The sequence below is a fragment of the Nitrospirota bacterium genome, from assembly GCA_037386965.1.
Lineage (GTDB): Bacteria > Nitrospirota > Thermodesulfovibrionia > Thermodesulfovibrionales > JdFR-86 > JARRLN01.
The window spans coordinates 1-22,492 of record JARRLN010000002.1; the positions used below are offsets into that span (position 1 = coordinate 1).

Sequence of the window (22,492 nt, forward strand, 5' to 3'; positions counted from 1 at the left end):
CGGCATTGAGGACAAGCCCCGTCTCCCTGGAGCGGGCGAGGTTTTCAAGCATCTCGGTCTTGGAGACTTCCCTGGCAAGACCGCGCCTTATCATGAACTCGGCGGCGTAACCGAAGACGGAGCACTTTTCCAGAGGAACGTCACAAGTCTTTTTTCCGGCATGCAGCATCGTGTGCCTGCAGGAGCAAAGACCAATGGCAAACCTGTCGGATGCGTGGATGAGGGAGGCGGCTTTTTCGTAATCCATAATTTCACTGTAATCGGTCGGGTGCATCATCTCTTCGTGCGGCAGGGTCCTGATAATGGAAACCCGCTCGCCGTTATTGCAGTTGGCCGCATAGAGAGACGCATCGTCCTGCATGTAGGCGTGGAAAAGTCGTGCCCATGTCTTCACGTCGAGGTCGGGCCCCGTCCTCATCATCGTGAACTCGAATATCCCGACCACGATGGGAGAAAGCATGTAGTGAAACTCGCCTCTTATCCAAAGGTCCATGACGAGGCCCTTTGAGCACAGGCCGTCGAGAAGTCTTCGCACTTTGGCGCCGTCGCATCCCGTGCTCTTTGCTATGCGGTCCGCCGTGGACAGTGTATACGGCAGCTTCGCGGCGAAATCAGCCTCCTCGGCGGAGTAAAGCTCCCTCAGGATGGAGTGGAACGTTTCATTGCGAGGAGCCCTCATCGTGAGATTGTCGAGCTTTCTCCCGAGCTTCCCGTAAACGTCTTTTCCCGCTGCATGTCCCATAAGGAGTCCCTTCTGATAGATTATACGCCGGCTGACATCGGTCCGATAGACTTTCCCGGGAGGAATCCCCTGGCTCCCAAGACGGGACGGGGTACGGACGGGTGTTTGACAGAAATCACGGAAAGCCTTAGGTTATTAGGAAGGACTCAACAGATGAAGAGCGCCTGTCGCCCTCATGATTATTTGACCGTGCTATACCCTGGAGGGCCATAGAGGGCATATGCCGACTGTAAGGATGTATACGTTGAGCACCTGCGGCTACTGCAGGGCAACAAAGCTGTTTCTGGCGGAAAACTCCGTCAACTATGAATACACGGACGTTGACCTGCTCTCGGGCGACAAGCAGCGTTCGGTGCTCGAGGAGATGAAAAAACTGAACCCGCTGTGCACGTTTCCCACCATCGTCATAGGCGACAGGGTCATCGTGGGCTTCAAGCGGGACGAGATCAGGGAGGCGCTGGGCATCAGGTGACCGCGAAAGAGCTGTACGAAATGCTCGGAAAGGCCCAGGAGCCCAAGGGCTATTTCTTCAACAAGGACAGGGACTGGGTTTACGGCCTGCTCGAAAGCCTCCTTGTAAACAGAGAAAGGTACGGCTACATGTCCTGCCCCTGCAGGCTGGCGACGGGCGACCGCCGGAAAGACGGAGACATCATCTGCCCCTGCGTGTATCGCGGGCCCGACGTGGAGGAGTTCGGCAGCTGCTATTGCGGCCTTTATGTATCCAGACAATGGAACGACGGCGAGGTCCCGCACGTTTACGTCCCGGAAAGAAGGCCCCGCGAAAAGATGTCCTACTGATACACCCGGGAACCACCACACGAGGAATCCGGCTGACCGTTTTGCACGTTTCCCGAAGAGCCTCACTAAAATTGGCCGCCCCGCCGTAACATACCGGCGTCCCGGGATACGCAAGGCGCTCCCGCCGGCACCGCCAAGAATCTCTTGCACATGGTCCGACGGCCTTCGTCCGGCTGCCGCCCCTTCTGCCCCCTGCATCCGCTCATCGGTTTGCACCCTCCGGTGCGTGCCTTGTTCCTCTTCTCCGGAAAGCCAGGTGCGAGCGAGAAAGAGAACTTATTGCATTTGGGGACGGCCCGTTATACAATGTCTGAACGCTCAAGCTCGGGGACTGCCGAACCGAGAAACCCGCCCCTATGAAGGAGGCCGTCCCCGTGATGAGCACCGGGGTTGAGAGCCCGCCCGGGCACGGCATCGCGGCCTTCATGGACCGGGAAAGCGCCGGGCATCGCGTGGCCGGGGACGGGGCACGGTTATGACGTCCGGCTGCCTCATCGCCCGGGAGCTTCGATAGCCGGCTTCCTTGCTCCCGGTGCCGGCAGCAGGGGGCGCAGAACGCCAAACGTCCGGAGGGCCGTCCATAGCCAGCGTCATACTCAGGAAAGAGGTCCAGGAGAAGCTCTCCGAGATCCAGAGGGCCGACATCGTCGTCGGCGTCCCCAGTTACAATAACGCGTCCACCATCGGCCACGTGGTGCGCGCCGTGCAGGCGGGCATCAGCAAGTACTTCCCCGACCGCTCCGCCGTCCTGGTCAACTCCGACGGCGGCTCCAAGGACGACACGGCCGGGGTGGTAACGAAAGCCATGCTCGATGATTTCGGCTCCCTACTCATCCCCCAGCGCATGAACCCCATGGAGAAGATAATCACCCCCTACCACGGGGTTCCCGGCAAGGGAAGCGCCTTCCGCACCATCTTCGAGATAGCCAAGGAGCTGGAGGCCAAGGCCTGCGCGGTGGTGGACTCGGACCTTCGGAGCATCACCCCGGAGTGGATAGACCTCCTGTTGAGGCCGGTGCTGGAGCGCGGCTACGACTTCGTCGCCCCCTACTACCTCAGGCACAAGTACGACGGCACCATCACCAACAGCCTGGTCTACCCCATCACCCGCGCGCTGTACGGCCTCCGCATCCGGCAGCCCATCGGCGGGGACTTCGGCTTCTCCGGAGAGCTGGCCAAGTTCTACCTCACCAAGGACGTCTGGGAGAGCGACATCGCCCGCTTCGGCATCGACATCTGGATGACCACCACGGCGGTGGCCAACAAGTTCCGGGTCTGCCAGTCCTTCCTCGGCGCCAAGATCCACGACCCCAAGGACCCCGGAGCCGACCTCAGCGCCATGCTCCACCAGGTGATGAGCACCGTCTTCGAGCTCATGATCGAGTATCACGACGTGTGGAAGAATGTGCAGGACTCCCAGCCCACGGAGGTCTTCGGCTTCCGCTACGGCGTGGGGCTCGAGCCCGTCCACGTACACCTGGAGAGGATGATAGACAAGTTCACCCTGGGCCTGCAGGAGCTCTCCCCGCTCTGGGAGAGGTTCATGCCCCCGGAGGTCCTCGAGTACCTGAGGTCCATCTCGTCTCCACCCTGGAGAGCGGAGCCGAGGAGGTCGAGGAAATCATCGAGAAGTCGTGCCTGAAATTCGAGGAAAAGAAGGATTTCCTCCTAGAAAACTGGTAGGAGTAAAGAAAGGGGGCGCCCCATGAACGATTCCATAAAAAGGCTCCTCGTCGAACCTTTCGAGAAGTTCTACGAAAACGTCATCCAGTACCTGCCCAACGTGCTGGGCTTCCTCCTGGTGCTCATCGCGGGCTTCATCCTGGCCAGGGTGCTCAAGATACTCGCGAACTACCTCTTCAAGCTTTTCCACGTGGACAGCGTCTCCAAGCGCTGGGGCATCACCGAGGTGCTGCACAGGGGGGGCATCCGCGAGCCGGTCTCCGCGCTCCTGGCCCGCCTGGTGGAGTACATCACCATATTCATCTTCGCCATCGTCGCCCTGGGGGTCCTGGAGATTCCCCAGGTGGAGTACCTGCTGAGGGACTTCTTCATCTACCTGCCGAACATCCTCGTGGCCATCCTGATACTGTTTCTGGGGTATCTGCTCAGCAACTTCCTCGGCCGGGCGGCCCTCATCACGGCCGTCAACGCCAACATCCCGTTCTCGGGACTGGTGGGAAAGGGCGTCAAGTACAGCATCTTCGCCCTCACCATAACGATGGCCCTGGAGCAGCTGGGCATCGGCAAGGAAACCATCATCATCGCCTTCACCATCATCTTCGGAGGGGTTGTGCTGGCCCTTTCCATCGCCTTCGGCCTCGGGGGAAGGGACGCGGCACAGAGGTACATCGAGCGGAGCATCAAGAAGAAAAAGCAGCAGGAAGAGGCCGGTGCCGACGAGATAGAGCACATCTGAGGACGGGCGCATGGCCGGGAAAAGCGCGGTCCTGGAACTTCTGCCCCTCGGGCGCGGGACTTATCTAGTTTTGGGCACGGGCGGCTCTTAATACAGCTTCAGGAGGGTCGGCAGCACGCCGGCCCTGTGCAGGGCTTCCATGAACTCCAGGAGCCCCACGACCACGATGAAAAAGCCGAGGTCCCTGAGGCCGTTTCTGAAGGCGCGCACGGAGATGAGCATCGTTTCGTCCTCCACGAAAGCCTTGAAGGAGGGGAAAAACGCCGGCACGCTCCGCTGGTATGCCTCGAACTCCGCCCCGAAGAGCTCGCGGAGCTCCAGCTCCTCCCTGCGTATGACCCCGGGATAATACAGGGCGAAGGCGACCAGGACGGCAGCGGTCATCGTAAACGTTTCGGTGCAAAGGCCCAGGCCCACCGCGCCGAGGAAGCTCGAAAAATAAAGGGGGTTTCTGCACAGGGAATACGGCCCCGTGGTAACGAGCATTCTGTTCTTCTTGCCGGCTATGTAGGAGAGGCCCCATGCCCTGCCCACCAGACACAGCGCCACAAGGACGACCCCGGCAAGATACAGCGACCCCTCGAGCAGAGCGTTCCTGGACTCCCAGCCTTCGGCCGAAAACAGCAATGTCAAAAATACCAGTGCACCAAACACCTGCGTAAGGAAGATCCTGCTTCTCAAGGACTTGGTTACGGTTTGCTGTATGTTCAAGAATGGCCTCCCCATTTTGCAGTGGCGTTTGGCAATATGTTTAGGATTATAGGCCCTTCATTTCGGTAAAAACAAGCCGGTTTCGTGCTGCTCCGGCAGCAGGGATTGTTCTTCCGATGCCCCCGCGTGAGCCGGCCCAAGCCCTTATGAGCGTGAGAGGAAGAGCACCGGACAGCCCGCTTCCGTCTACTTTACCAACACGGGCTCCCCGGTGCATAAGCTTTTAAGCCCGGGGTCTGCTATCTTCTCGCAGAGCGCCTCATCGCCCGTCTTGCCGTACACCTTCAGATAGCAGCTGTCTTTGAAGTTCCGGGTCCGTATCTTTTCACAGAGCGCGGCATCCCCGGCCTTTTCGGCCACGTCGCTTATGCAAAGGTCGCGGAGCTTCAGGGACTCATCGGGTTCCCGCGGTATATCGAAGCAGATTTTCCAGTCGCCCAGCTTCTCGGCCGCCACGGCGTAGCACTGGTACTTGACTCCCTCGTGCTTGGCGGCATCGCAGAGAGAAGGGTCTTTTTTCGCGGCAGCCACGTCCGAGAGGCATGTAATCTGCTCTATGAGGCCTTGAGCGAGGCATTCCTCCACGGAGCCCTGCGCCCATGCGGACGGTGCCGAAAGGAGAAAAACCGCAAGAGAAAGCACAATGGCCCATCCGCCCCTCCGAAACGTCACTCCGCCCTTCACACTGCCTATCCCCATGACGCCACCTCCGATATATTATGAGAAGCATGATACGGTGTGCACGCAGATGCCGGAACCAAGACGAAAAACAGGTTCCTCCCGAGCTTTCAATGTACGGGAAAATCCCCAGTCAGCGTTGTCTCCGTATCGCCAGAAACCCGTATTCCTCAAAGACATCTTGAGCGGTCTCGGAGGCGAGGAAATCGACAAAGCGGCGTGCGTTTCCCGGGTGGGGCGCGTCGGCCAAGGCGGCGCAGTAATATCCGACCCTGTCCCTCTGGTCGCACTGAGGGCCTACCTCGAGGGCATCGACTTCGAGGCCTTCCTTCTGAGCGTTCAGGACTTCGGTGAACCAGACCGGCCCCACGTCGGCCGCTCCCTGGGTAATCCTCCGGGGGGTCTCCCGGTGGTGCACCACGGTGGCGAGCGTGGTGCCCTCGGCCTGTTTCCCCTCCATCACCCTGCGGGCCAATTCCTCGCCCCCGGAGGCTACGTACATGAGCCTCGTATAATGCCTGATGTCCTCAAGCTCGCCGGGCTGGGAGACCACTATCTCGTCCCGCGCAAGGTCTCCCACCGTTGATATGCCCCTGGGGTTGCCTCTGGCCACCATGAGCACGAGGCGGTTCCGGAGGTAAAGGGAATACTCCCTTATCCGTCCGGCTGCCTTCAGTTTCTCCATCGCCTCCTCGGTGACGGACGTGTATACGTCGGGCCTGCCCGTGAGCTTCATGCCGCGGAACATCGCCCCGCCGGCCAGTATCTGCCTGAGCTCGAGCCCCGGGGGGAGGGTTTCGTAAAATATCTCCCGTACGTCCGGATAGAGGGACCTGAAGACGGCCAGGAGTTTCGGAGCGGCCATGAACTGGTTTCCGGCAAGGAACAGGACGAGGTCGGCGGAGTCCATGTGCTCGATGCCATGGATGTCGTCGGCCCTCTCCGGTGGAATCAGGGGATAGTGCATCTCCTCACCCATCGTCCCGGTGATTATAGCATGGGGAAGCACCGGGAAATCTCGGGAGAGGCACCGGGCCGCCCCCGCAGGGGTCCCCGACATGTTCGAGGTTCGCCCCGGAGAGAGGCCCCGCCTCCGGACCAAAATTTTCTTTATATATGTGGTACAATGGAGTATCACCGATGGAACAAGAAGTAGGGCTTGTCACAGGCATCGAGGGGGTCCACGCGCTCGTCACCGTAGAGAAGAAAAGCGTGTGCGAGCACTGTACCGCCGGCACCTGCATCCTCACGGACGACGGGGCCGTCATCGAAGCGTTCAACAAGGCCCAGGCCAAGGTGGGGCAGCGCGTACGGGTGGCCCTCACGCCGTACACCTATGTGAAGGGGTCGATCATGGTCTACGGGCTCCCGGCCCTGGCCCTCATCATCGGGGCTGTACTGGGCAAGGAGGTGCTGAGCCCGTACTTCTCCTCCATGGATTCCGACGGCGTCTCGGCCATCTTCGGATTCCTGTTTTTCGCCCTCTCCTTCGTGCTTGTGAAGCTCTGGAGCATGAGGGCCCAGAAGAGCGTGCAGTACAAGCCCGTCGTCGAAGAAATTCTGGAAAACTGAACACTCTCAGCACGGAGGGGTTATCGTATGCCGAATTTCGCCATCGACAAACTGCGTGATATCGCCGTCGTCGCCCACAGCAAGGCCGGGAAGACCTCCCTGGTCGAGGCCGTTCTCTTCGATGCCGGGGCCGTCGACAGGCTGGGCTCCGTACAGGAGGGAACCGCCACCACCGACTACGAGCCCGAGGCCGTGGACCGGCAGATGACGGTCACCTCCACCCTTGCCTTCTGCACCTGGAAGGACACCCGCTTGAACATCATCGACACTCCGGGGTTCATCAACCTCCTGGAGGACAGCCGCGGCGGCATGAGGGCTGCGGACGGAGCCCTCCTGGTGGGAAGCTCCATCGGCGGCGTCAAGGGCGAGGCCGAGAGGCTCTGGCAGTACACCGAGGAGTTCGCCCTGCCCCGGCTGGTCTTCATAAACAAGATGGACAGGGACTCGGCGGACTTTTACGCCGCGGCCGAGGCCTTCGAAAAGACCTTCCAGCTGGAGGCCGTACCGCTTCATCTGCCCATCGGCACGGGAGAGGGCTTCTCCGGGGTGGTGGACCTCCTGGGCATGAAGGCCTACACCTTTGCCGGCGGCAAGCCCTCGGAGTGCGGGGTCCCCGGCGACATGGAAGAGCGGGTGCAGGCCTACCGGAAGAAGCTCGTGGAAAAAGTGGCCGAGCTCGACGACGCGCTCCTGGAGAAGTACCTGGAGGGCGCGGAGCTCACGGCCGAGGAGCTCCTCACGGGGGTAAGGAAGGGCTCCCTGGAGCGGAGGTTCATCCCCGTCACCTGCGGGTCGGCCCTCAAGAACGTCGGCATCCAGACGCTCCTGGACGCGGTCCTCCTCTGCCTGCCTTCTCCCCAGGACATGGCCGGGCTCCGTCCCCTCGCCGGCACCGACCCCCGGGACGGCTCCGAGGTGGTGCGCGACATCTCCCCGGATGAGCACTTCTCGGCCTTCGTCTTCAAGACCATCGCGGACCCCTTCGCCGGGAAGCTCTCGCTCTTCAGGGTCTGCTCCGGCACCCTGACCGGCGAGACCAACGTCGTCAACACGGTGACCGGCGCCAAGGAGCGGCTGGGCCAGGCCTTCTACCTGCTGGGGAAAAAGCAGGTCTCCGCGCAGAACCTCGGCCCCGGCGAGATAGCGGCCGTGGCCAAGCTCAAGGAGACCAACACGGGCGACACCCTCGCCGACGCCGCCCACCCCGTCATCTACAAGAAGGTGGACTTCGCCGAGCCCCTCATCACCTACGCCATCGAGGCGAAGAGCAAGGGTGAGGAGGAGAAGGTGAGCACCGCCCTGCACAAGGTCCTGGACGAGGACCCCACCATCCACTTCAGCCGGGACGAGGAAGCCAACGAGATGCTCCTCTCGGGCATGGGACAGTTCCACCTGGAGCTGACCCTGGAGAAGCTCAAGAGAAAGTTCGGCGTGGACGTCCTGATGAAGGCCCCCCAGGTGCCCTACAGGGAGACCATCAGCGCCTCGGCCAAGGCACAGGGCAAGTACAAGAAGCAGTCCGGCGGCCGCGGGCAGTACGGCGACTGCTGGATAGAGATAGAGCCCCTTCCCCGGGGGACGGGCTACGAGTTCGTCGACAAGATAGTGGGCGGGGCCATCCCCCGGCAGTACATCCCCGCCGTGGACAAGGGCATCCAGGAGGCCATGCGCCAGGGCCTGTACGCGGGCTTCCCCATGGTGGACGTCCGGGTCACGCTGTACGACGGCTCCTTCCACGCCGTGGACTCCTCGGAAATGGCCTTCAAGATAGCCGGCTCCCTGGGCATCAAGAAGGCCGTGGCCCAGGCCAGGCCGGTCGTTCTGGAGCCCGTCATGAAGGTCGAGATAACCACCCCCGAGGAGTACCTGGGCACCATCATCGGCGACCTCAACAGCCGCCGCGGGAAGGTGCAGGGCATGGAGCAGCTGCCCGGCGGCACCAACCAGAAGGTCGGCGCCCTGGTGCCCATGGCCGAGATGCTCACGTACGCAAACCAGCTCCACAGCATCACCTCCGGCCGCGGCCTGTACAACATGGAGTTCTCCCATTACGAGGAGCTCCCGCACCACCTCGTACAGAAGCTCCTGGAGGAGAAGAAGAAAGTGGAGGCCGAAGAGGTCAAATGACCCCGCCTCTTCCCCCCGTCCCGCCCCCGGTCCTCCGGGCAGCGCTTGCCTGAGCCCGGGACGGTGGCCGCAAACAGGGAAAAAATCCAAACGGAGTGCGCAGGATGAGCCCGCAGGAGCAGGACGCCCGGACATCGAAGGAGAAAAGGGACTACAAGGAGACGCTGAACCTCCCGCGGACGGACTTCCCCATGAAGGCCAATCTCCCCCGGCGAGAGCCGGAGATGCTTGCCTTCTGGGAGTCCAGGGAGGTCTACCGGAAGCTTCTCGAGAAGAACCGCTCCGGCCCCTCCTATGTCCTTCATGACGGGCCGCCCTACGCCAACGGGCACATCCATATCGGGCACGCCCTGAACAAGACCCTCAAGGACGTCCTGGTCAAGTACAAGGCCATGCGGGGCTTCCACGCCCCCTACGTGCCGGGGTGGGACTGCCACGGGCTGCCCATAGAGCTCGAGGTGGACAAGAAGCTCGGGGGCAAGAAGGCCGAGGTGGACATCCTGGCCAAGAGGAGGCTCTGCCGGGAGTATGCCGAGAAGTTCGTCCAGGTGCAGCGCGAGGAGTTCAAGCGCCTGGGCGTCTTCGGCACCTGGGGCTCCCCCTACCTCACCATGTCCAACGACTACGAGGCGGCCATCGTGGGCGAGCTCATGACGTTCCTCGAGAAGGGAAGCGTCTACAGGGGGAAAAAGCCCGTACACTGGTGCCCCTCCTGCGTGACCGCTTTGGCCGAGGCCGAGGTGGAGTACGCTGAGAAGACCTCTCCGTCCATCTACGTGAAGTTCCCCGTGGAGCGGGCCGACCGCGAGCGGCTGGGCCTGGGAGGAGAGGACGCCTTTTTCCTCATCTGGACCACTACGCCCTGGACCCTCCCGGCCAACCTGGCCCTGGCGGTGAACCCCGACTTCATCTACGCCGCCGTGGAGGTGCGGGGGGAGGTCCTCGTCCTGGCCGACGACCTCAGGGGAAGGCTCCTCCGGGAGGGCGTCCTGCCGGAGGAGGAAATCGCGGTGGCCCGCCTCAAGGGAAGCGACCTGGTGGGCGCCCGCGCACGGCACCCCTTCGTCGACAGGGTCTCCACGGTCGTCCCGGCCTCCTTCGTCAGCGCGGAGGAGGGCACCGGCATCGTGCACATCGCCCCCGGGCACGGCGAGGAGGACTACGAGGTGGGCCTGCGGGAAGGCCTAGACATCTACGCCCCGGTGGACGACCTGGGGCGCTTCTCGGGCTCGGGCGTCGAGGCCCTAGAGGGGCAGTTCGTCTTCAAGGCCAACGCCGCCATCGTCGACATCCTCAGGGAAAAGGGACTTCTTCTGCACGGCAGCCAGCTCACCCACACCTACCCGCACTGCTGGAGGTGTAAGAAGCCCGTCATCTTCCGGGCCACCGAGCAGTGGTTCATCTCCATGGAGCACGACGCGTTGAGGGAGAACTGCCTTCGCGAGGTGGAGCGCACCCAGTGGGTTCCGCACTGGGGAGAGGACCGCATCCGGGGCATGCTCCAGAGCCGGCCGGACTGGTGCATCTCCCGGCAGAGGGCGTGGGGCGTGCCCATCACGGTCCTGACGTGCCTGTCATGCGACACGCCCGTAAACGACCCCCGCGTCTCGGAACACATCGTCGCCCTGGTCCGTGAGCACACCGCCGACGTCTGGTTCTCCCGCGAAGCCCCGGAGCTCCTGCCCGAGGGGTACCGCTGCCCCTCCTGCGGCGGGGGGACCTTCAAGAAGGAGACGGACATCCTGGACGTCTGGTTCGACTCCGGCGTGAGCCACGCGGCCACCCTGAAGCCGGAGTACGGCCTCTCCTGGCCGGCCGACATGTACCTGGAGGGGTCGGACCAGCACCGGGGCTGGTTTCAGAGCTCGCTCCTGGCCGCCGTGGGCACCAGGGGCCGCGCACCCTACCGCACCGTGCTCACCCACGGGTTCGTGGTGGACGGGCAGGGCAAGAAGATGTCCAAGTCCCTGGGAAACGTCATCGCCCCCCAGGACGTCATCAAGAGCACCGGCGCGGAGATACTGAGGCTCTGGGTCTCGGCCGAGGACTACAAGGGCGACGTGAAGATATCCCGGGAGATCATGGCCCGCCTGACCGAGGCCTACCGGAAGATCAGAAACACCGCCAAGTTCCTCCTGGGCAACGTCCACGACTTCCCCGGGGGAGAGCCCGCCGGGGAGCTCCAAGAAATCGACCGCTGGGCCATGTCCCGCCTCCAGGGCCTCACCGAGAAGGTCACGGCCGCCTACGAGCGCTACAGCTTCCACGAGGTCTACCACCGACTGTACAACTTCTGCGTCGTGGACATGAGCTCCTTTTACCTGGACGTCCTCAAGGACCGCCTCTATACATACAGGGAGGACTCCCCCGGGAGGCGGGGCGCGCAGTGGGTGCTGAGGGAAATCCTCCTCACCATGACCCGGCTCATGGCCCCGGTCCTCTCCTTCACCGCCGAGGAGATCTGGCGGTTCACGAAGGACGCCCCCGCGGAGAGCGTCTTCCTCGCGCCCTTCCCCGTGGTGGAGGAACGTTTCCTCGACCACGCCCTGGAGAGAAGATGGGAGACCCTCATGGCGGTGCGCAACGAGGTGAACAGGGCCCTCGAGCTCAAGCGGAAGGACCGGATGATAGGCAACTCCCTGGAGGCCGGGGTCGTCCTGCACGCGCAGGACCGGGAGCTCCTGGCCCTCCTCGAAGGATACCGGGACTTCCTGCCCACCCTGTTCATCGTCTCGGCGGCCTCCCTGAGGGGCGAGGGCCACGGGGAATACGCGAGCGAAGAGGTCCCGGGCCTGAGCGTGGGCGTGGAGCGGGCTCCCGGCCAGAAGTGCGCCCGGTGCTGGAACTGGTCCACCACGGTGGGGCAGGTGGCCGAGGCGCCGGAAATCTGCCAGAGATGCTACGGAAACATTACATGAGAAAGCTCCCCCTGGCCCTCACCGTCTCCGCCGGCACCCTGGCCCTGGACCAGATAACGAAATTCCTGGCCGTGCGCTTCATCTCTCCGGCCCACCCGGTGGATGTCCTGCCCTTCCTCACCCTGGTCAACGTCCGTAACACCGGGGCGGCCTTCGGTATGCTCAGCTCCCTGGGCAACACCTTCTTCGTTGCGGCCACCCTTGCGGCCATGGCCCTGGTGGCCTTTCTCCTCATCCGGGGAGACGAGGACGCCGTGGGCCTTTCGCTCATCCTCGGGGGCGGGCTTGCCAACCTCATCGACCGCCTGGCCCTGGGCCACGTGCGCGACTTCATAGACGTGCACGCGGGCTCCCTGCACTGGCCGGCCTTCAACGTGGCGGACAGCGCCCTCACGGTGGGCATCGCCCTTCTCATCCTTAACGCCCTCCGGAGCAGGCCCCGCCCGGACAGGCTCCTGAGGGACGAAAAAGGCAGCCCCTGAGGAGGGCTGCCTCGCGCGCGGGCCTTCGGTATCCTGCCGCCTACGTCTTTACGCCCTCGCGGGCGATGGCCACCTTGCCGGTCCTCACCAGCTCCTTGATGCCCATGGGCTTCATGAGGTTGATGAAGGCCTCTATCTTGTCCTCGTCGCCGGTTATCTCCACCGTGTAGGTGCGCTCCGAGGAGTCGACGATCTTGCCCCTGAAGGTCTCGGCCAGCTGGAAGACCTCGAACTTTCTCTCCGGCCTGGGGGCCACCTTCAGGAGTATCATCTCCCTCTCCACGTGCTCCAGCTCCACCATGTCGGTGACCTTGATGACGTCGATGAGCTTGTTGAGCTGCTTGGTTATCTGTTCGATGATCTGGTCGTCCCCCCGGGTGACGATGGTCATCTGGGAAACCCTGGGATCGGTGGTCACGCCCACGGACAGGCTCTCGATGTTATAGCCCCTGCCGCTGAACAGGCCCGACACCCGGGAGAGCACGCCGAACTTGTTTTCCACGAGCAACGAAATGGTATGCCTCATTTCACCGCCCTCAGTTTCTTCTTCTCGGGTTTCTCCTCCTCGGGAAACAGCATGTGGTCGATGGGCGCCCCCGCGGGCACCATGGGGTAGACCTTCTCCGTCCAGTCGACCACGAAGTCCATGACGACCGGCTTTCTGGTGGAGAAGGCCTCCTTGAGGACGGGCTCCACCTCCGAGGGCTTCTCGGCCCTAAGGCCCACGGCCCCGTACGCCTCGGCCACCTTCACGAAGTCCGGGGTGACGTCGAGGCTGGTGTGGGAGTAACGCTCCTGGAAGAACAGCTCCTGCCACTGCCTGACCATCCCCAGGTAGCGGTTGTTCAGGATGGCCACCTTCACCGGCAGGTTGTTGACCACCGCCGTGGCCAGCTCCTGGATGTTCATCTGGATGCTTCCGTCTCCGGCTATGTCGATGACCAGCTTCTCGGGCACGGCCATCTGCGCCCCGATGGCCGCCGGGAAGCCGTATCCCATCGTCCCCAGCCCCCCGGAAGTCAGCCACTGCCGGGGCTTGTCGAACTTGTAGAACTGGGCGGCCCACATCTGGTTCTGTCCCACCTCGGTGGTGATGACGGCGTCGCCCCGGGTGAGCTCGTATATCTTCTGCACGACGAACTGGGGCTTGATGACCTTGTCGCTGGCCTCGTAGGAGAGGGGCCGCTCCTTTTTCCACGCCTCTATCTGGGCGAGCCACTTCTTCTTGACGGCCGCCCACTGCTCCTTCTTCTCGTCCTTGAGCACCTTGTTCAACTGCGTGAGCACGCGCTTGACGTCCCCCACCACCGGGATGTCCACCCGTATGTTCTTCCGTATGGAGGTGGGGTCGATGTCGATGTGGACGATCTTCGCATGGGGCGCGAAAGAGTCGGTCTTGCCCGTCACCCTGTCGTCAAACCGCATGCCGACGGCGACGAGGAGGTCCGACTCCTGGATGGCCTTGTTGGCGTAATAGGTGCCGTGCATCCCCGGCATCCCCAGGGAGAGCTTGTGGCTGCCCGGAAAACCGCCCAGGCCCATGAGGGTCATCGTCACCGGGATGCCCGTCATCTGGGCCAGCTCCCGGAGCTCCTTGTGCGCCCCCGAGAGGACCACTCCTCCTCCGGCCACGATGACCGGCCGGGTGGCCTTGGCGATGAGGGCGGCCGCCTTCTGTATCATCCATTTGTTGCCCTCGTACCGGGGCTTGTAGCTGCGTATGTCCATCGACTCGGGCCAGACGAACTCGGCCTTCCCCGCCGTAACGTCCTTGGGCAGGTCGATGAGCACCGGGCCGGGCCGCCCCGAGGAGGCGATATGGAAGGCCTCCCGGACGATGTGGGCCAAGTCCCCAACGTCCTTGACCAGGTAGTTGTACTTCGTGCACGGCCGGGTAATGCCCACGATGTCGGCCTCCTGGAAGGCGTCGTTGCCGATGAGCATGGTGGGTACCTGCCCGGAGAAGACCACCAGGGGGATGGAGTCCATGGAGGCCGTGGCGATTCCCGTCACCGTGTTGGTCGCCCCGGGGCCCGAGGTCACCAACGCCACGCCCACCTTCCCCGAGGCCCGGGCATAGCCGTCCGCTGCGTGTATGGCTCCCTGCTCGTGGCGGGTAAGGATGAGGTTGAGGTCTTTATCGTCATAGAGGAGGTCGAAGATGTTCAGCACCACGCCCCCGGGGTATCCGAAGATGTGCTTCACCCCCTCCTTCTTCAGGCTCTTAAGCAGAATCTCTGCGCCCGTTATCTTCATGTGCCGGAACTCCAAGCTCTTAAGTTTTGAGGTTTATTCTACCACAAAGCCCCGGCGCGAAGGTCGCCCGGCACACGGGCGAGAGCCTCCGCAGCGACATGTTCTGAGCGAGAAAGCCGACCCGGCAACGGACCATGAGCCCCCGGAAGCGCCGGAGGCCACCCCCTTACGGCCCGGCTGCCCTCACCTTGACGTACGCGGCCAGGCGCTCGAGGGCCTCCCGCACCGCCGGCCCATCCGGCAGCACCCGGCCCAGACGGCCCAGGACGTCGCGCTTGAGCAGGATGCGGAAGCTCGTCCGGAAAGTGAGGTCATGGACCCAGGAAAGCTGCACAAGGACATAGTCCTTCCCGGTACGGCAGATGTCTATCGAAGGTATGCGTCCTTCCTTGACGGCGTCCAGCACCGCGTCCGTACAGGCGTCCTTGGGGCTGAGCCCCAGATTGGCGGCCGCCGAGCGCTCCCCGGGCGGGGTGTCGTGCCATTCGGAGAAGACGCGCCAGATGTCCAGCTTGTCCGCGTCCCGGATGAGCCTCAAGCAAAGCTCCGCCTCCGGCCGCCCGAGGTCCGGCACCCGGAAGGCGTTGTGATACCGCACCACGGCCAGGATGACATCCCTCTCGGCCTCGGGAAGCCCCGCCAGGAGCCCCTCCTCCTCGATGACCCTGGCCCCGAGGAGGCCGTGGTTCACGGAAGAGGCGTCCCGGAACGTTCCGTAGCGGGCGAGCTGGGGGAAACGCCCCACGTCGTGAAGAAGCGCCGCGGCGGCCGCCACCCGGGCCTTCTCCCGGGAGAGGCCCTCTTCGCGAGCAATGCGCTCGGCGTTCCGAAGCACCTCCCGGGTGTGCCGCTCCTTCAGAAGGAAATTCCGCCGCTCCTCCTCGGACCGCGGGACGAAGGAGCGGACGTATCGGGAAAACCACCGGCGGAAGTCGCGCAGGTCGCTATCGAGCATCGGGACGCTCAGCAGAGGTCAAGCTTCTCGTCCTCGTAGCTCTCCCGCCTCCACTTGTACGGAATGTCCCTGATCTCTCCCGGGGTCTTGATGGAATAGAGGGCCTCGAAGGCGCGAATGAGCACGGCGCGCTGCTGGTTTCTGTTGAAGGGCTCTCCGAGGGGATGGCCGAAGGGCCAGTGCAGGTATATGCTCCTGGGGGGCTTGACCTTCTCGGTATAGGCCCGCACGATGGAGATGCCCACGGTGGCGATGCCCGCCCTTTCTATCTCCCTTTGTACCAGTGCCACGGACTGGTTGCAGATTCCTCACCCCGGCGTCAGGACGACGACGTCGACCCCCCGGGAGGCAAGCTCGCGGGCGCACCAGGGGGCGCTCTTCTCGACAAGGGTTTTGACGTGCGGCTCCTCGATGTGGCCCATGAAGCTGTAATGCAGCTCCGCCACCTTCCCCAGGGCCCCCTCCTCCTGAAACTCCCACAGCCTTTCGATGGGGAAGACAATGTTGATGTCCTTGTCGGCGTCCCTGTGGTCGTAGTAGTCGTGGGTAATCATCAGGCTCGTGAGAGGCCGCCGGACGTCGATGACCCTGACCGAGGGGTCGCCGTGGGGGTCTTGCATGTCGAAGGGTCTCTGGTCCTTGTGGTGCACGCCCGCCGTGGTGACAAGGGCCACCGTGGCCTCGCACAGGGGCTTGGGAGTGCTCCAGGGTATCTCTCCGGCGGTCTCCAGGGCCTCCCGGCCCTCGGAGACGAAGCGGGAGATGGCCGGAAAACGGCTCGTGGCCCTGGCCACCGCCTTGTTTATCGCCTTTTTTATGCTCATCTGTTTCCTTTATCCCCATTTGCCCCGGAGGCGGCGTATATCCCCATTATACGCGCATGGGTGAGCCTTGTGCAGTACCTCGATAATGGCGGTTGCAGAGCCTTAACTTTTACTTCCCCTATGGCGAAAAAAAGTGTAAAATAGCCATGTAACACACACAACAACGGGGAGGGGGTTTCATGAACAAAAAGAAGCTCATAAGAAAAATCTCCAATGACACAGGCCTGACCCTCAGGCAGGCGGGCTCTGCCGTGGAAGCCCTGCTGGACACCGTCACCGACAGTCTGAAGAGGGGAAAGAAGTTCCGACTGAGCGGTTTCGGCACATTCTCCATCGGCAGGAGAAGGTCACGCTGGGGACGCCACCCTCGCACGGGGGACAAAATCAAGATACTGGCTTCGAAGTTCCCGAAGTTCACCCCGGCTCGCAAGCTCAAGGACATGGTCAGAAAATAGCGGTACTCCTCCGCCGCACCGGGAGCCGCCTTGCACCGGACGGCGGTTCCTTGGGGAGGATCGAAACGGTGGGGTTGAAAAAATCCGGCTCTGCCGCAGGAGCATTTCTTTTCCGCCGTTGCCACTGACGTCGCGACACAGCCCACTCACCTTCCGGACGGGCACCGATGCCCATCTCCTGGCGAGTGCAGGCCGCCGCCTTTTCCGGCGCCCTTCCAAGGGGCTTTTCAGCCGGGGGAAAGGTCCGGGGCCTACCGCTCTTCTTCCTCTTGCCGCCACAGGGAGCAGAAGGCCGCCTTCTCGTCGGGCAGGCAGGTCCGAAGCACGGACCACCTCAGGGTGAGGGGCGCCAGAAACGTGGTGGCAAAGGCCATGAGGATCAGCGCGGAGAACTGCACTTCCGTCAGCAGGGGCTCGGCGATGCTCCCCGCGGCGAGGAGCTCTTGGCTGAGCTTGATGACCACCGAGGCGATGACCAGCTCCACCGCCCCCCGGCCGTTCAAGCCGAAGCCCACCACGACGGATTCCCATACGTTGCGGCGGAAGGGGTAGAGCCCCAGGCCACAGCCCACCAGCTTGCCCAGCACGGCCACGGCGGTCAGGGCCGCGGCGAAGAGGACGAAGTGCCAGCTTGCCTCGAAATTGAGGTGAAACGAAAGGGAGGCGAAGAAAATGGGCACCAGGAAGCCATAGCTCAACCCGAAGAAGCGGTCGCTGATGGCGTCGAAAATCCCGGGGTCCATTATCTCCTTCCTGACGAACTGCCCCGCCAGGAAGGCCCCGATAATCAGGTGCAGGCCCGCCAGCTCAGCCAGGTACGCCATGGCCAGGGCGACGCTTATGGCGAAGGTGAAGGCCTTGCCCTCCTTGTCGTGGAGCTTGCGGGTAAAGCGGGGAAGGACGTACTGTCCCGCCAGGATGGTGGCGGCAAAGAAGGCCACTACCTTGAAGACCACCCAGGCCACCCCGGCAACCTCCACGGTGCCGGTCCGGGCCAGTCCCAGAAGCACGGAGAGGGCCACCAGGGAGAAGATGTCGTCGGCGATGGCCGCCCCGATGATGATATGGCCGACGTAGGTCCGGTTTATGCGGAGGGAATGCAAGATGACGGCCTGCACAGCGATGGCGCTGATGGAAATGCCCATGCCCATGAAAAGGGCCTGGTAGACCGTGGCCCCGAAGAGCCTACCGGCCCCGTAGCCCAGGGCGAAGGGCAGGACGAACCCTCCGACGGCGGTGGCCAGGGAGGGCCAGAAGTGCTCCATGAGCTCCCTGGGGTCCATCTCCACGCCGGTATAAAACATCACGAAGAATATCCCCAGCTCCGCGATGAGTTCTATGGAAGGAGAGGTGGTAACGATTCCCAGAAGCGGGGGGCCGAGAATGACGCCGGCCAACAGCTCGCCCAGCATAACCGGAAGGCCGAACCGGCGGAAGATGGTCCCGAGAACCCAGGCAAGGACGAGAATAAGGAGGAGGTTGACGATGAGCTCGCCGGTAATCACGCGCAGAGCCCCGCGGCCTCAGCCCTCACGCGGCTCCGGACATAACGCCATCAGTATCCCACACCCGGGCCGGACCCGCCCCAGTAGGCGATAACATAGTAAAGCGCCCAGGCCGCCACCAGCAGCGAGCCGATGACGAACCACAGGGGGGTCTTCTCCCGCATGTAGCTGCCGATGCGTATCTCCTTCTTCTCCCGGGTCTCCTCACTCATCGGAAAGCTCCCTCTGAAGCACGCGGTACTTTATCTCCTCCGCGTCCTCGTAATGGCCGCTGAGGACCGCCCATATGAACACGCAGAGCGCCCCAAGCCCCATCAGAACGGCGACGATGAATTCCAGTATCACAATCTCTTCGCCCATGCCCGCTCCCCCGGGAAAGGCCTCCGCGGCGGCGCCCCGGCGGAGCAGCCACCCCTTCCCCTTTTCCTTTGGCTCACCTCAAGCTCACTGTTCTTCCCGCCGGACCTTCAGCTCTATCGTGCCCATGTCCGTTTTGCCGCCGGCCTTGACGGTGACGGGCTTCTCCACGGTCTCGGCCCCTTCCTGCCAAATGACCACCGTGTAGTCCCCGGGAGGGATGTCCCCGATGCTGAAGTCCCCGTCCTCCGAAGACAGGGCATAGTACGGGTTGTCGGCCACGTAAATCCAGGCCCTCATCCACTGGTGCACGTCGCATTTCACGTGCATGAGCCCGGCTGTATTTATCTTCTTTTCCACCTTGGCGCCCTTGAAGGGAAGGGCCACGTTGAAGACCGTATTGCCCCTGATGAAACCGTGCGTATTGTGTAAAATGGGATCCGAATCCAGTATGGTCAGGGTATCCCCCACGGGCATCGCCTGGACGTGGGGTTCGAACGCGCACTTCTTGTTGTTCAGCGTATAGGTCCGCTTTGCCGGCCACCTCTTCCCGCTTTCCACGCTCTTCAGATAGACGACGGCGTCCTTCACCCCATTGTCATCGCCCACCTCGATGAGCGCCTCCTTCCGCATGCCGTCGCACACGCTCTTGTTCTTGTTGGGTATGATGGTCCGCTCGGGGGGCGACCCCTTGAAGATGACCCTCCCCACCACCGATCCACCGTCGGACACCGTCTCCTCCTTGTAGGCGTCCGCGGGTGCCGCAGAAAAAACAAGTACGGCGAGCAACATCGTCAAGGCGACACCTGCCGGTACTGTATGTCTCACTCTTCTGCCTCCTCTCGTTTCTCCATGGTCAGCCTCGCTCCGCCGGTTCGCCGCTTCCCTGGGCTCCTTTCCCCTGCTGCTTTCTCTGCCCTGCTTCCTGCGTCCCCTCGGGCGCTTTCTTCGCCGTCTTTACTCGGCGGCGAAGCTCAGCACATAGTACGACAGGGCCCAAGTGTCGCTCTCGGACTGAAGGAAGCTCCGATACGACGGCATGGGGGTCCCGTTCAGCCCGGTCATCAAGGTCCGGAAGATATCCCCCGGCCGCGGGCCCACTTTCCACTGCCCGTTGGTGAAGTTCGCAGGCAGGATGGGGTTGCCCAGGTCGTCGGTCATACCCACGGCGGCGGGGCCGTCCCCCTCGCCGTCCTTGGCGTGACACTGCCAGCACTGGAATTTTTCGTACAGGTTCTTGCCGCGCGCAAGCATTGCCGGCGTGGGCTCCGGCGCCTCCGGGACGTAGACGGGCTTTCCGGGCTTCTCCTTCTTGAACGCCGGGGAGAACGTCTTTATGTACTGGATGATGTCCCACCGCTCCGACTCCGGCAGCATGTTCCAGGGCGGCATGGCCGTCCCCCGAACACCGATGGTGATGGTCCGGTACAGGTCGGTGTCCAGGGGCAGCGAGCCCGTGGGCGTGGAGCGGAACTTGAAAACCCCCCGGGTGAAGTTCCGGGGCTTGACTTTCCGGAAGAACCTGGCCGCCGGGCCGTCGCCTTTCCCGTCCTTGCCGTGGCAGCCCGCGCAGCGGCGATTAAAGCTCTTCTTGCCCCGCGCGAGGGACGCATTGTCCGCGATGGCGTTGGACCCCTCGCCGGCCAACCGGGAGATATAGGCGTTTCTCCATTTCCCCCGGTTCATCCCCAGGAACTGGACGAAGGCGATGACGGCCTCCCCGTCCTCGTTGGGAACAAACTCGGACTCCACGGGAAGGACGCGCTGGCGCTCCCCCTCGGTAAGCTTCCGCCCGGCCTCCTCCTGCTCCTCTTCCGCGGGCTTCTCATACTTCTTGTAAAACCACGGGAAGCCGGGCATGATGGAGTCGGGCACCACGAGGCGGGGGTTGAAAAAGTGGGCCCGGTGCCAGTCGTCCCCGTACTTGCCGCCCTCGCGGATGATGTCGGGCCCTATGCGGCGGGTGCTCATGGTGTGGGGAATGTCGTACGCATACTCTCCCGCCTGAGAGACCGGCCCCCACCTGCGGTCCTCCCCGGCCACCGGACGGACATACATGGAATGGCAGTACCAGCAGCCCTCCCTGATGAATATCTCCCGGCCACGCTTGACCTTCCCCTGGTAGGGCCGGGCCTCGCCGTCCACCTCCTGAAGCAGCCCCAGGTCGGTGCGCACCCATGTGGACACCTTGGTCGTGTGCGTGTCCCTGGTGAAGTACGGGATGAGCGCCTGCACCCCGATGGCCGCCATGATGAACACGAACCCCGCCGTGAGCGCTATTACTTTCGCCCGCTTCACTTCTTCCCCCTCAGAAGGTTAATGGCAACGAGCGCGATGCCCGTATCCATCGTTACGCCGGCAAGGGTCCTCATGAGCCAGTAGGGTTTCATGGAGTCCAGGCTGTGCACGAAGAAGACCCCCTGCTTGAGCATGGTCCCCTGTGCGAGGCCCTGAACGATGAGCCCGAAACCCATGGCCGTGATGCCGACGATAATGAGCCAGGTGCTCCACCGGGCCATGGTGGCGCTGAAGGGCTTGTCGCTGACGCGCGGCCAGACGTGGTAGCAGGCGGCAAGGGCGAAGACCACGTAGCCGCCGAAGACCGTGAGATGCGAATGGGCGATGACGAAGTCCGTAAAGTGGGTGGGCGTTTGAATGCTCCTCAGTGCTTCGAAGGAGCCCATCACGCTGCCGAAAAAATAGAAGAACGTGCCCACGACGAGAAGCTTCACGGTAAAGTTGTCTATGAAGGTGTGCCACCTGCCCTTCAAGGTGCCGTAAAAGTTCACCAGCACCGCCGCCACCGGGATGATGAGCATCAGGCTCGCCGCGATGGCGACGGTCTCTGTCCAGTCCAGCACCGGGCTGAAGATGTAGTGGTGTATTCCCACGAAGGGGTAGAAAAGGGCCAGGGACCAGAACCCCAGAAGCCCCAGCCGGTGGCTGTACAGAGGGTTTCTGGAGGCGGCGGGCAAGAAGAAATAGACGACGGCCAGCCCTGTGGGCGTTATCCAGAGGCCCACCGTGTAATGGATGTACAGGCCGTGAAGCGAGACGTTGTTGATGCCGGCGACGTGATAGGGAAGAATAAAGTTTCCCACGAAGAGGCTCACGGTGGTCCATACCAGGGCCGCGATGATGTACCAGGCCGAGACATAGAGCTTCTCCTCCTTGCGCACGGCCAGGGTCGCCAGAATCTGCACCATGAGGACCGCCACGGCCAGCCACAGGACCAGAGCAACGGGCCAGGGGAACTCCGCCACCTCCACCCCGTCGTTGTACCCCAGGGCCAGGGTGACGAACCCCGCGGCCAGACCCAGGTTCCAGAGCCACATGAGGGGCCGGCCCACGCGCTCCCATTTCATCCGCACCCCTGTTATCTGGGGCACCATGTAGTAGGCCAACCCGATGAACAGGGTGGAGTACAGGGCGAAGATGACCCCGTTTATATGCACCGGCCTCAAACGGCCGAATACCGTGTATTCGGTATTCAGGAAGTTCGGATAGTTGAATTTCAGGGAGACCAGGATGCCCACCACGGGGGCAAAGAAGGACCAGCCGAGACCCCAGAGAAGCCATCCCCTTACCAGAGGCTTATTGACCAGTGTACCTTCCCCGTCCATGTCCCTCCTTTGGATATGTGGTCCCCGGGCGCCCGGCTGCGCCCTCTCACGAAGGCACTCACCTTTG

General features: G+C 62.8%; 25 protein-coding genes. 10 read left to right on the forward strand and 15 right to left on the reverse strand.

The annotated features are described in order from the left end of the window. A partial coding sequence (locus P8Y39_00385; GenBank protein ID MEJ2190788.1) for a 4Fe-4S ferredoxin occupies window positions 1-742 on the reverse strand: 742 nt, incomplete at its 3' end. Between the two features lie 220 nt (window positions 743-962). On the opposite strand from P8Y39_00385, the gene P8Y39_00390 reads away from it, so the two are divergent. From P8Y39_00390 to P8Y39_00410, 5 genes are all read left to right on the forward strand, one after another. Continuing rightward, window positions 963-1,214 (forward strand): glutaredoxin family protein, encoded by a 252-nt coding sequence (locus P8Y39_00390; GenBank protein ID MEJ2190789.1) that lies wholly within the window; start codon window positions 963-965, stop codon window positions 1,212-1,214. Continuing rightward, complete coding sequence (locus P8Y39_00395) at window positions 1,211-1,543, forward strand: ferredoxin-thioredoxin reductase catalytic domain-containing protein (GenBank protein MEJ2190790.1); 333 nt, start codon at window positions 1,211-1,213, stop codon at window positions 1,541-1,543. Before P8Y39_00390 ends, P8Y39_00395 begins: the two co-directional genes overlap by 4 nt. 356 nt (window positions 1,544-1,899) lie before the next feature. After that, window positions 1,900-2,022 (forward strand): hypothetical protein, encoded by a 123-nt coding sequence (locus P8Y39_00400; GenBank protein ID MEJ2190791.1) that lies wholly within the window; start codon window positions 1,900-1,902, stop codon window positions 2,020-2,022. Window positions 2,023-2,075: 53 nt separating this feature from the next. Further along, complete coding sequence (locus tag P8Y39_00405; protein MEJ2190792.1) at window positions 2,076-3,185, forward strand: glycosyltransferase; 1,110 nt, start codon at window positions 2,076-2,078, stop codon at window positions 3,183-3,185. 63 nt (window positions 3,186-3,248) lie between these two features. Then, a complete protein-coding gene (locus P8Y39_00410) occupies window positions 3,249-3,962 on the forward strand; it encodes a hypothetical protein (GenBank protein ID MEJ2190793.1) in 714 nt (237 codons plus the stop codon). 87 nt (window positions 3,963-4,049) lie between these two features. Here P8Y39_00410 and P8Y39_00415 read toward each other — a convergent pair whose 3' ends face one another. From P8Y39_00415 to P8Y39_00425, 3 genes are all read right to left on the reverse strand, one after another. Next, window positions 4,050-4,673, reverse strand: a complete 624-nt coding sequence (locus P8Y39_00415; GenBank protein MEJ2190794.1) for an isoprenylcysteine carboxylmethyltransferase family protein — start codon at window positions 4,671-4,673, stop codon at window positions 4,050-4,052. A 186-nt stretch (window positions 4,674-4,859) separates the two neighbouring features. After that, the gene (locus P8Y39_00420) at window positions 4,860-5,372 is read right to left on the reverse strand and encodes a hypothetical protein (GenBank protein ID MEJ2190795.1); all 513 of its coding nucleotides are present in this window, start codon (window positions 5,370-5,372) and stop codon (window positions 4,860-4,862) included. 112 nt (window positions 5,373-5,484) lie between these two features. Then, entirely contained in the window at window positions 5,485-6,411 is a 927-nt protein-coding gene (locus P8Y39_00425; protein ID MEJ2190796.1) for a substrate-binding domain-containing protein, read from the reverse strand. Between the two features lie 80 nt (window positions 6,412-6,491). Between P8Y39_00425 and P8Y39_00430 the strand changes: the two genes are divergently transcribed. The 4 genes from P8Y39_00430 (at window position 6,492) to lspA (ending at window position 12,450) form a co-directional block, all read left to right on the forward strand. After that, window positions 6,492-6,923: a SoxR reducing system RseC family protein gene (locus P8Y39_00430; protein MEJ2190797.1), complete on the forward strand. Its 432-nt coding sequence runs from the start codon at window positions 6,492-6,494 to the stop codon at window positions 6,921-6,923. A gap of 27 nt (window positions 6,924-6,950) precedes the next feature. Continuing rightward, a complete protein-coding gene (gene fusA, locus P8Y39_00435) occupies window positions 6,951-9,050 on the forward strand; it encodes an elongation factor G (GenBank protein ID MEJ2190798.1) in 2,100 nt (699 codons plus the stop codon). A 104-nt stretch (window positions 9,051-9,154) separates the two neighbouring features. Further along, entirely contained in the window at window positions 9,155-11,968 is a 2,814-nt protein-coding gene (gene ileS / locus P8Y39_00440) for an isoleucine--tRNA ligase (GenBank protein MEJ2190799.1), read from the forward strand. After that, entirely contained in the window at window positions 11,965-12,450 is a 486-nt protein-coding gene (gene lspA, locus P8Y39_00445; GenBank protein MEJ2190800.1) for a signal peptidase II, read from the forward strand. Before ileS ends, lspA begins: the two co-directional genes overlap by 4 nt. A 40-nt stretch (window positions 12,451-12,490) precedes the next feature. Here the strand turns inward: lspA and ilvN are convergent, their stop codons facing one another. The 5 genes from ilvN to P8Y39_00470 all read right to left on the reverse strand — a co-directional run bounded on the left by ilvN (window position 12,491) and on the right by P8Y39_00470 (window position 16,485). Then, window positions 12,491-12,976 (reverse strand): acetolactate synthase small subunit, encoded by a 486-nt coding sequence (ilvN, locus tag P8Y39_00450; GenBank protein MEJ2190801.1) that lies wholly within the window; start codon window positions 12,974-12,976, stop codon window positions 12,491-12,493. Next, window positions 12,973-14,706 (reverse strand): biosynthetic-type acetolactate synthase large subunit, encoded by a 1,734-nt coding sequence (gene ilvB / locus P8Y39_00455; protein ID MEJ2190802.1) that lies wholly within the window; start codon window positions 14,704-14,706, stop codon window positions 12,973-12,975. Before ilvB ends, ilvN begins: the two co-directional genes overlap by 4 nt. Window positions 14,707-14,872: 166 nt before the next feature. After that, complete coding sequence (locus P8Y39_00460) at window positions 14,873-15,661, reverse strand: HD domain-containing protein (protein MEJ2190803.1); 789 nt, start codon at window positions 15,659-15,661, stop codon at window positions 14,873-14,875. 8 nt (window positions 15,662-15,669) lie between these two features. Next, on the reverse strand, window positions 15,670-15,951 hold the full coding sequence (locus P8Y39_00465) for a hypothetical protein (GenBank protein ID MEJ2190804.1): 282 nt from the start codon (window positions 15,949-15,951) through the stop codon (window positions 15,670-15,672). Window positions 15,952-15,969: 18 nt separating this feature from the next. Further along, window positions 15,970-16,485: a glycine/sarcosine/betaine reductase selenoprotein B family protein gene (locus tag P8Y39_00470; GenBank protein ID MEJ2190805.1), complete on the reverse strand. Its 516-nt coding sequence runs from the start codon at window positions 16,483-16,485 to the stop codon at window positions 15,970-15,972. A 179-nt stretch (window positions 16,486-16,664) separates the two neighbouring features. Here P8Y39_00470 and P8Y39_00475 point away from each other — a divergent pair, with 179 nt between their 5' ends. Next, the gene (locus P8Y39_00475; protein ID MEJ2190806.1) at window positions 16,665-16,940 is read left to right on the forward strand and encodes an HU family DNA-binding protein; all 276 of its coding nucleotides are present in this window, start codon (window positions 16,665-16,667) and stop codon (window positions 16,938-16,940) included. Between the two features lie 251 nt (window positions 16,941-17,191). On the opposite strand, the gene P8Y39_00480 is transcribed toward P8Y39_00475, so the two are convergent. The 6 genes from P8Y39_00480 to P8Y39_00505 all read right to left on the reverse strand — a co-directional run bounded on the left by P8Y39_00480 (window position 17,192) and on the right by P8Y39_00505 (window position 22,425). Continuing rightward, window positions 17,192-18,445 carry a cation:proton antiporter gene (locus P8Y39_00480; protein ID MEJ2190807.1) on the reverse strand — a complete coding sequence of 418 codons (1,254 nt, stop codon included), beginning with the start codon at window positions 18,443-18,445 and terminating at the stop codon, window positions 17,192-17,194. A 50-nt stretch (window positions 18,446-18,495) separates the two neighbouring features. After that, window positions 18,496-18,657: a hypothetical protein gene (locus P8Y39_00485; GenBank protein ID MEJ2190808.1), complete on the reverse strand. Its 162-nt coding sequence runs from the start codon at window positions 18,655-18,657 to the stop codon at window positions 18,496-18,498. Further along, window positions 18,650-18,805: a cbb3-type cytochrome oxidase assembly protein CcoS gene (gene ccoS, locus P8Y39_00490; GenBank protein MEJ2190809.1), complete on the reverse strand. Its 156-nt coding sequence runs from the start codon at window positions 18,803-18,805 to the stop codon at window positions 18,650-18,652. Before ccoS ends, P8Y39_00485 begins: the two co-directional genes overlap by 8 nt. Window positions 18,806-18,889: 84 nt before the next feature. Then, window positions 18,890-19,534 (reverse strand): carboxypeptidase regulatory-like domain-containing protein, encoded by a 645-nt coding sequence (locus tag P8Y39_00495; protein ID MEJ2190810.1) that lies wholly within the window; start codon window positions 19,532-19,534, stop codon window positions 18,890-18,892. Window positions 19,535-19,759: 225 nt separating this feature from the next. Continuing rightward, the gene (locus P8Y39_00500; protein MEJ2190811.1) at window positions 19,760-21,100 is read right to left on the reverse strand and encodes a cbb3-type cytochrome c oxidase subunit II; all 1,341 of its coding nucleotides are present in this window, start codon (window positions 21,098-21,100) and stop codon (window positions 19,760-19,762) included. Then, complete coding sequence (locus tag P8Y39_00505; GenBank protein MEJ2190812.1) at window positions 21,097-22,425, reverse strand: cbb3-type cytochrome c oxidase subunit I; 1,329 nt, start codon at window positions 22,423-22,425, stop codon at window positions 21,097-21,099. The genes P8Y39_00500 and P8Y39_00505 overlap by 4 nt, the downstream gene beginning before the upstream one ends. Between the last annotated feature and the right edge of the window lie 67 nt (window positions 22,426-22,492).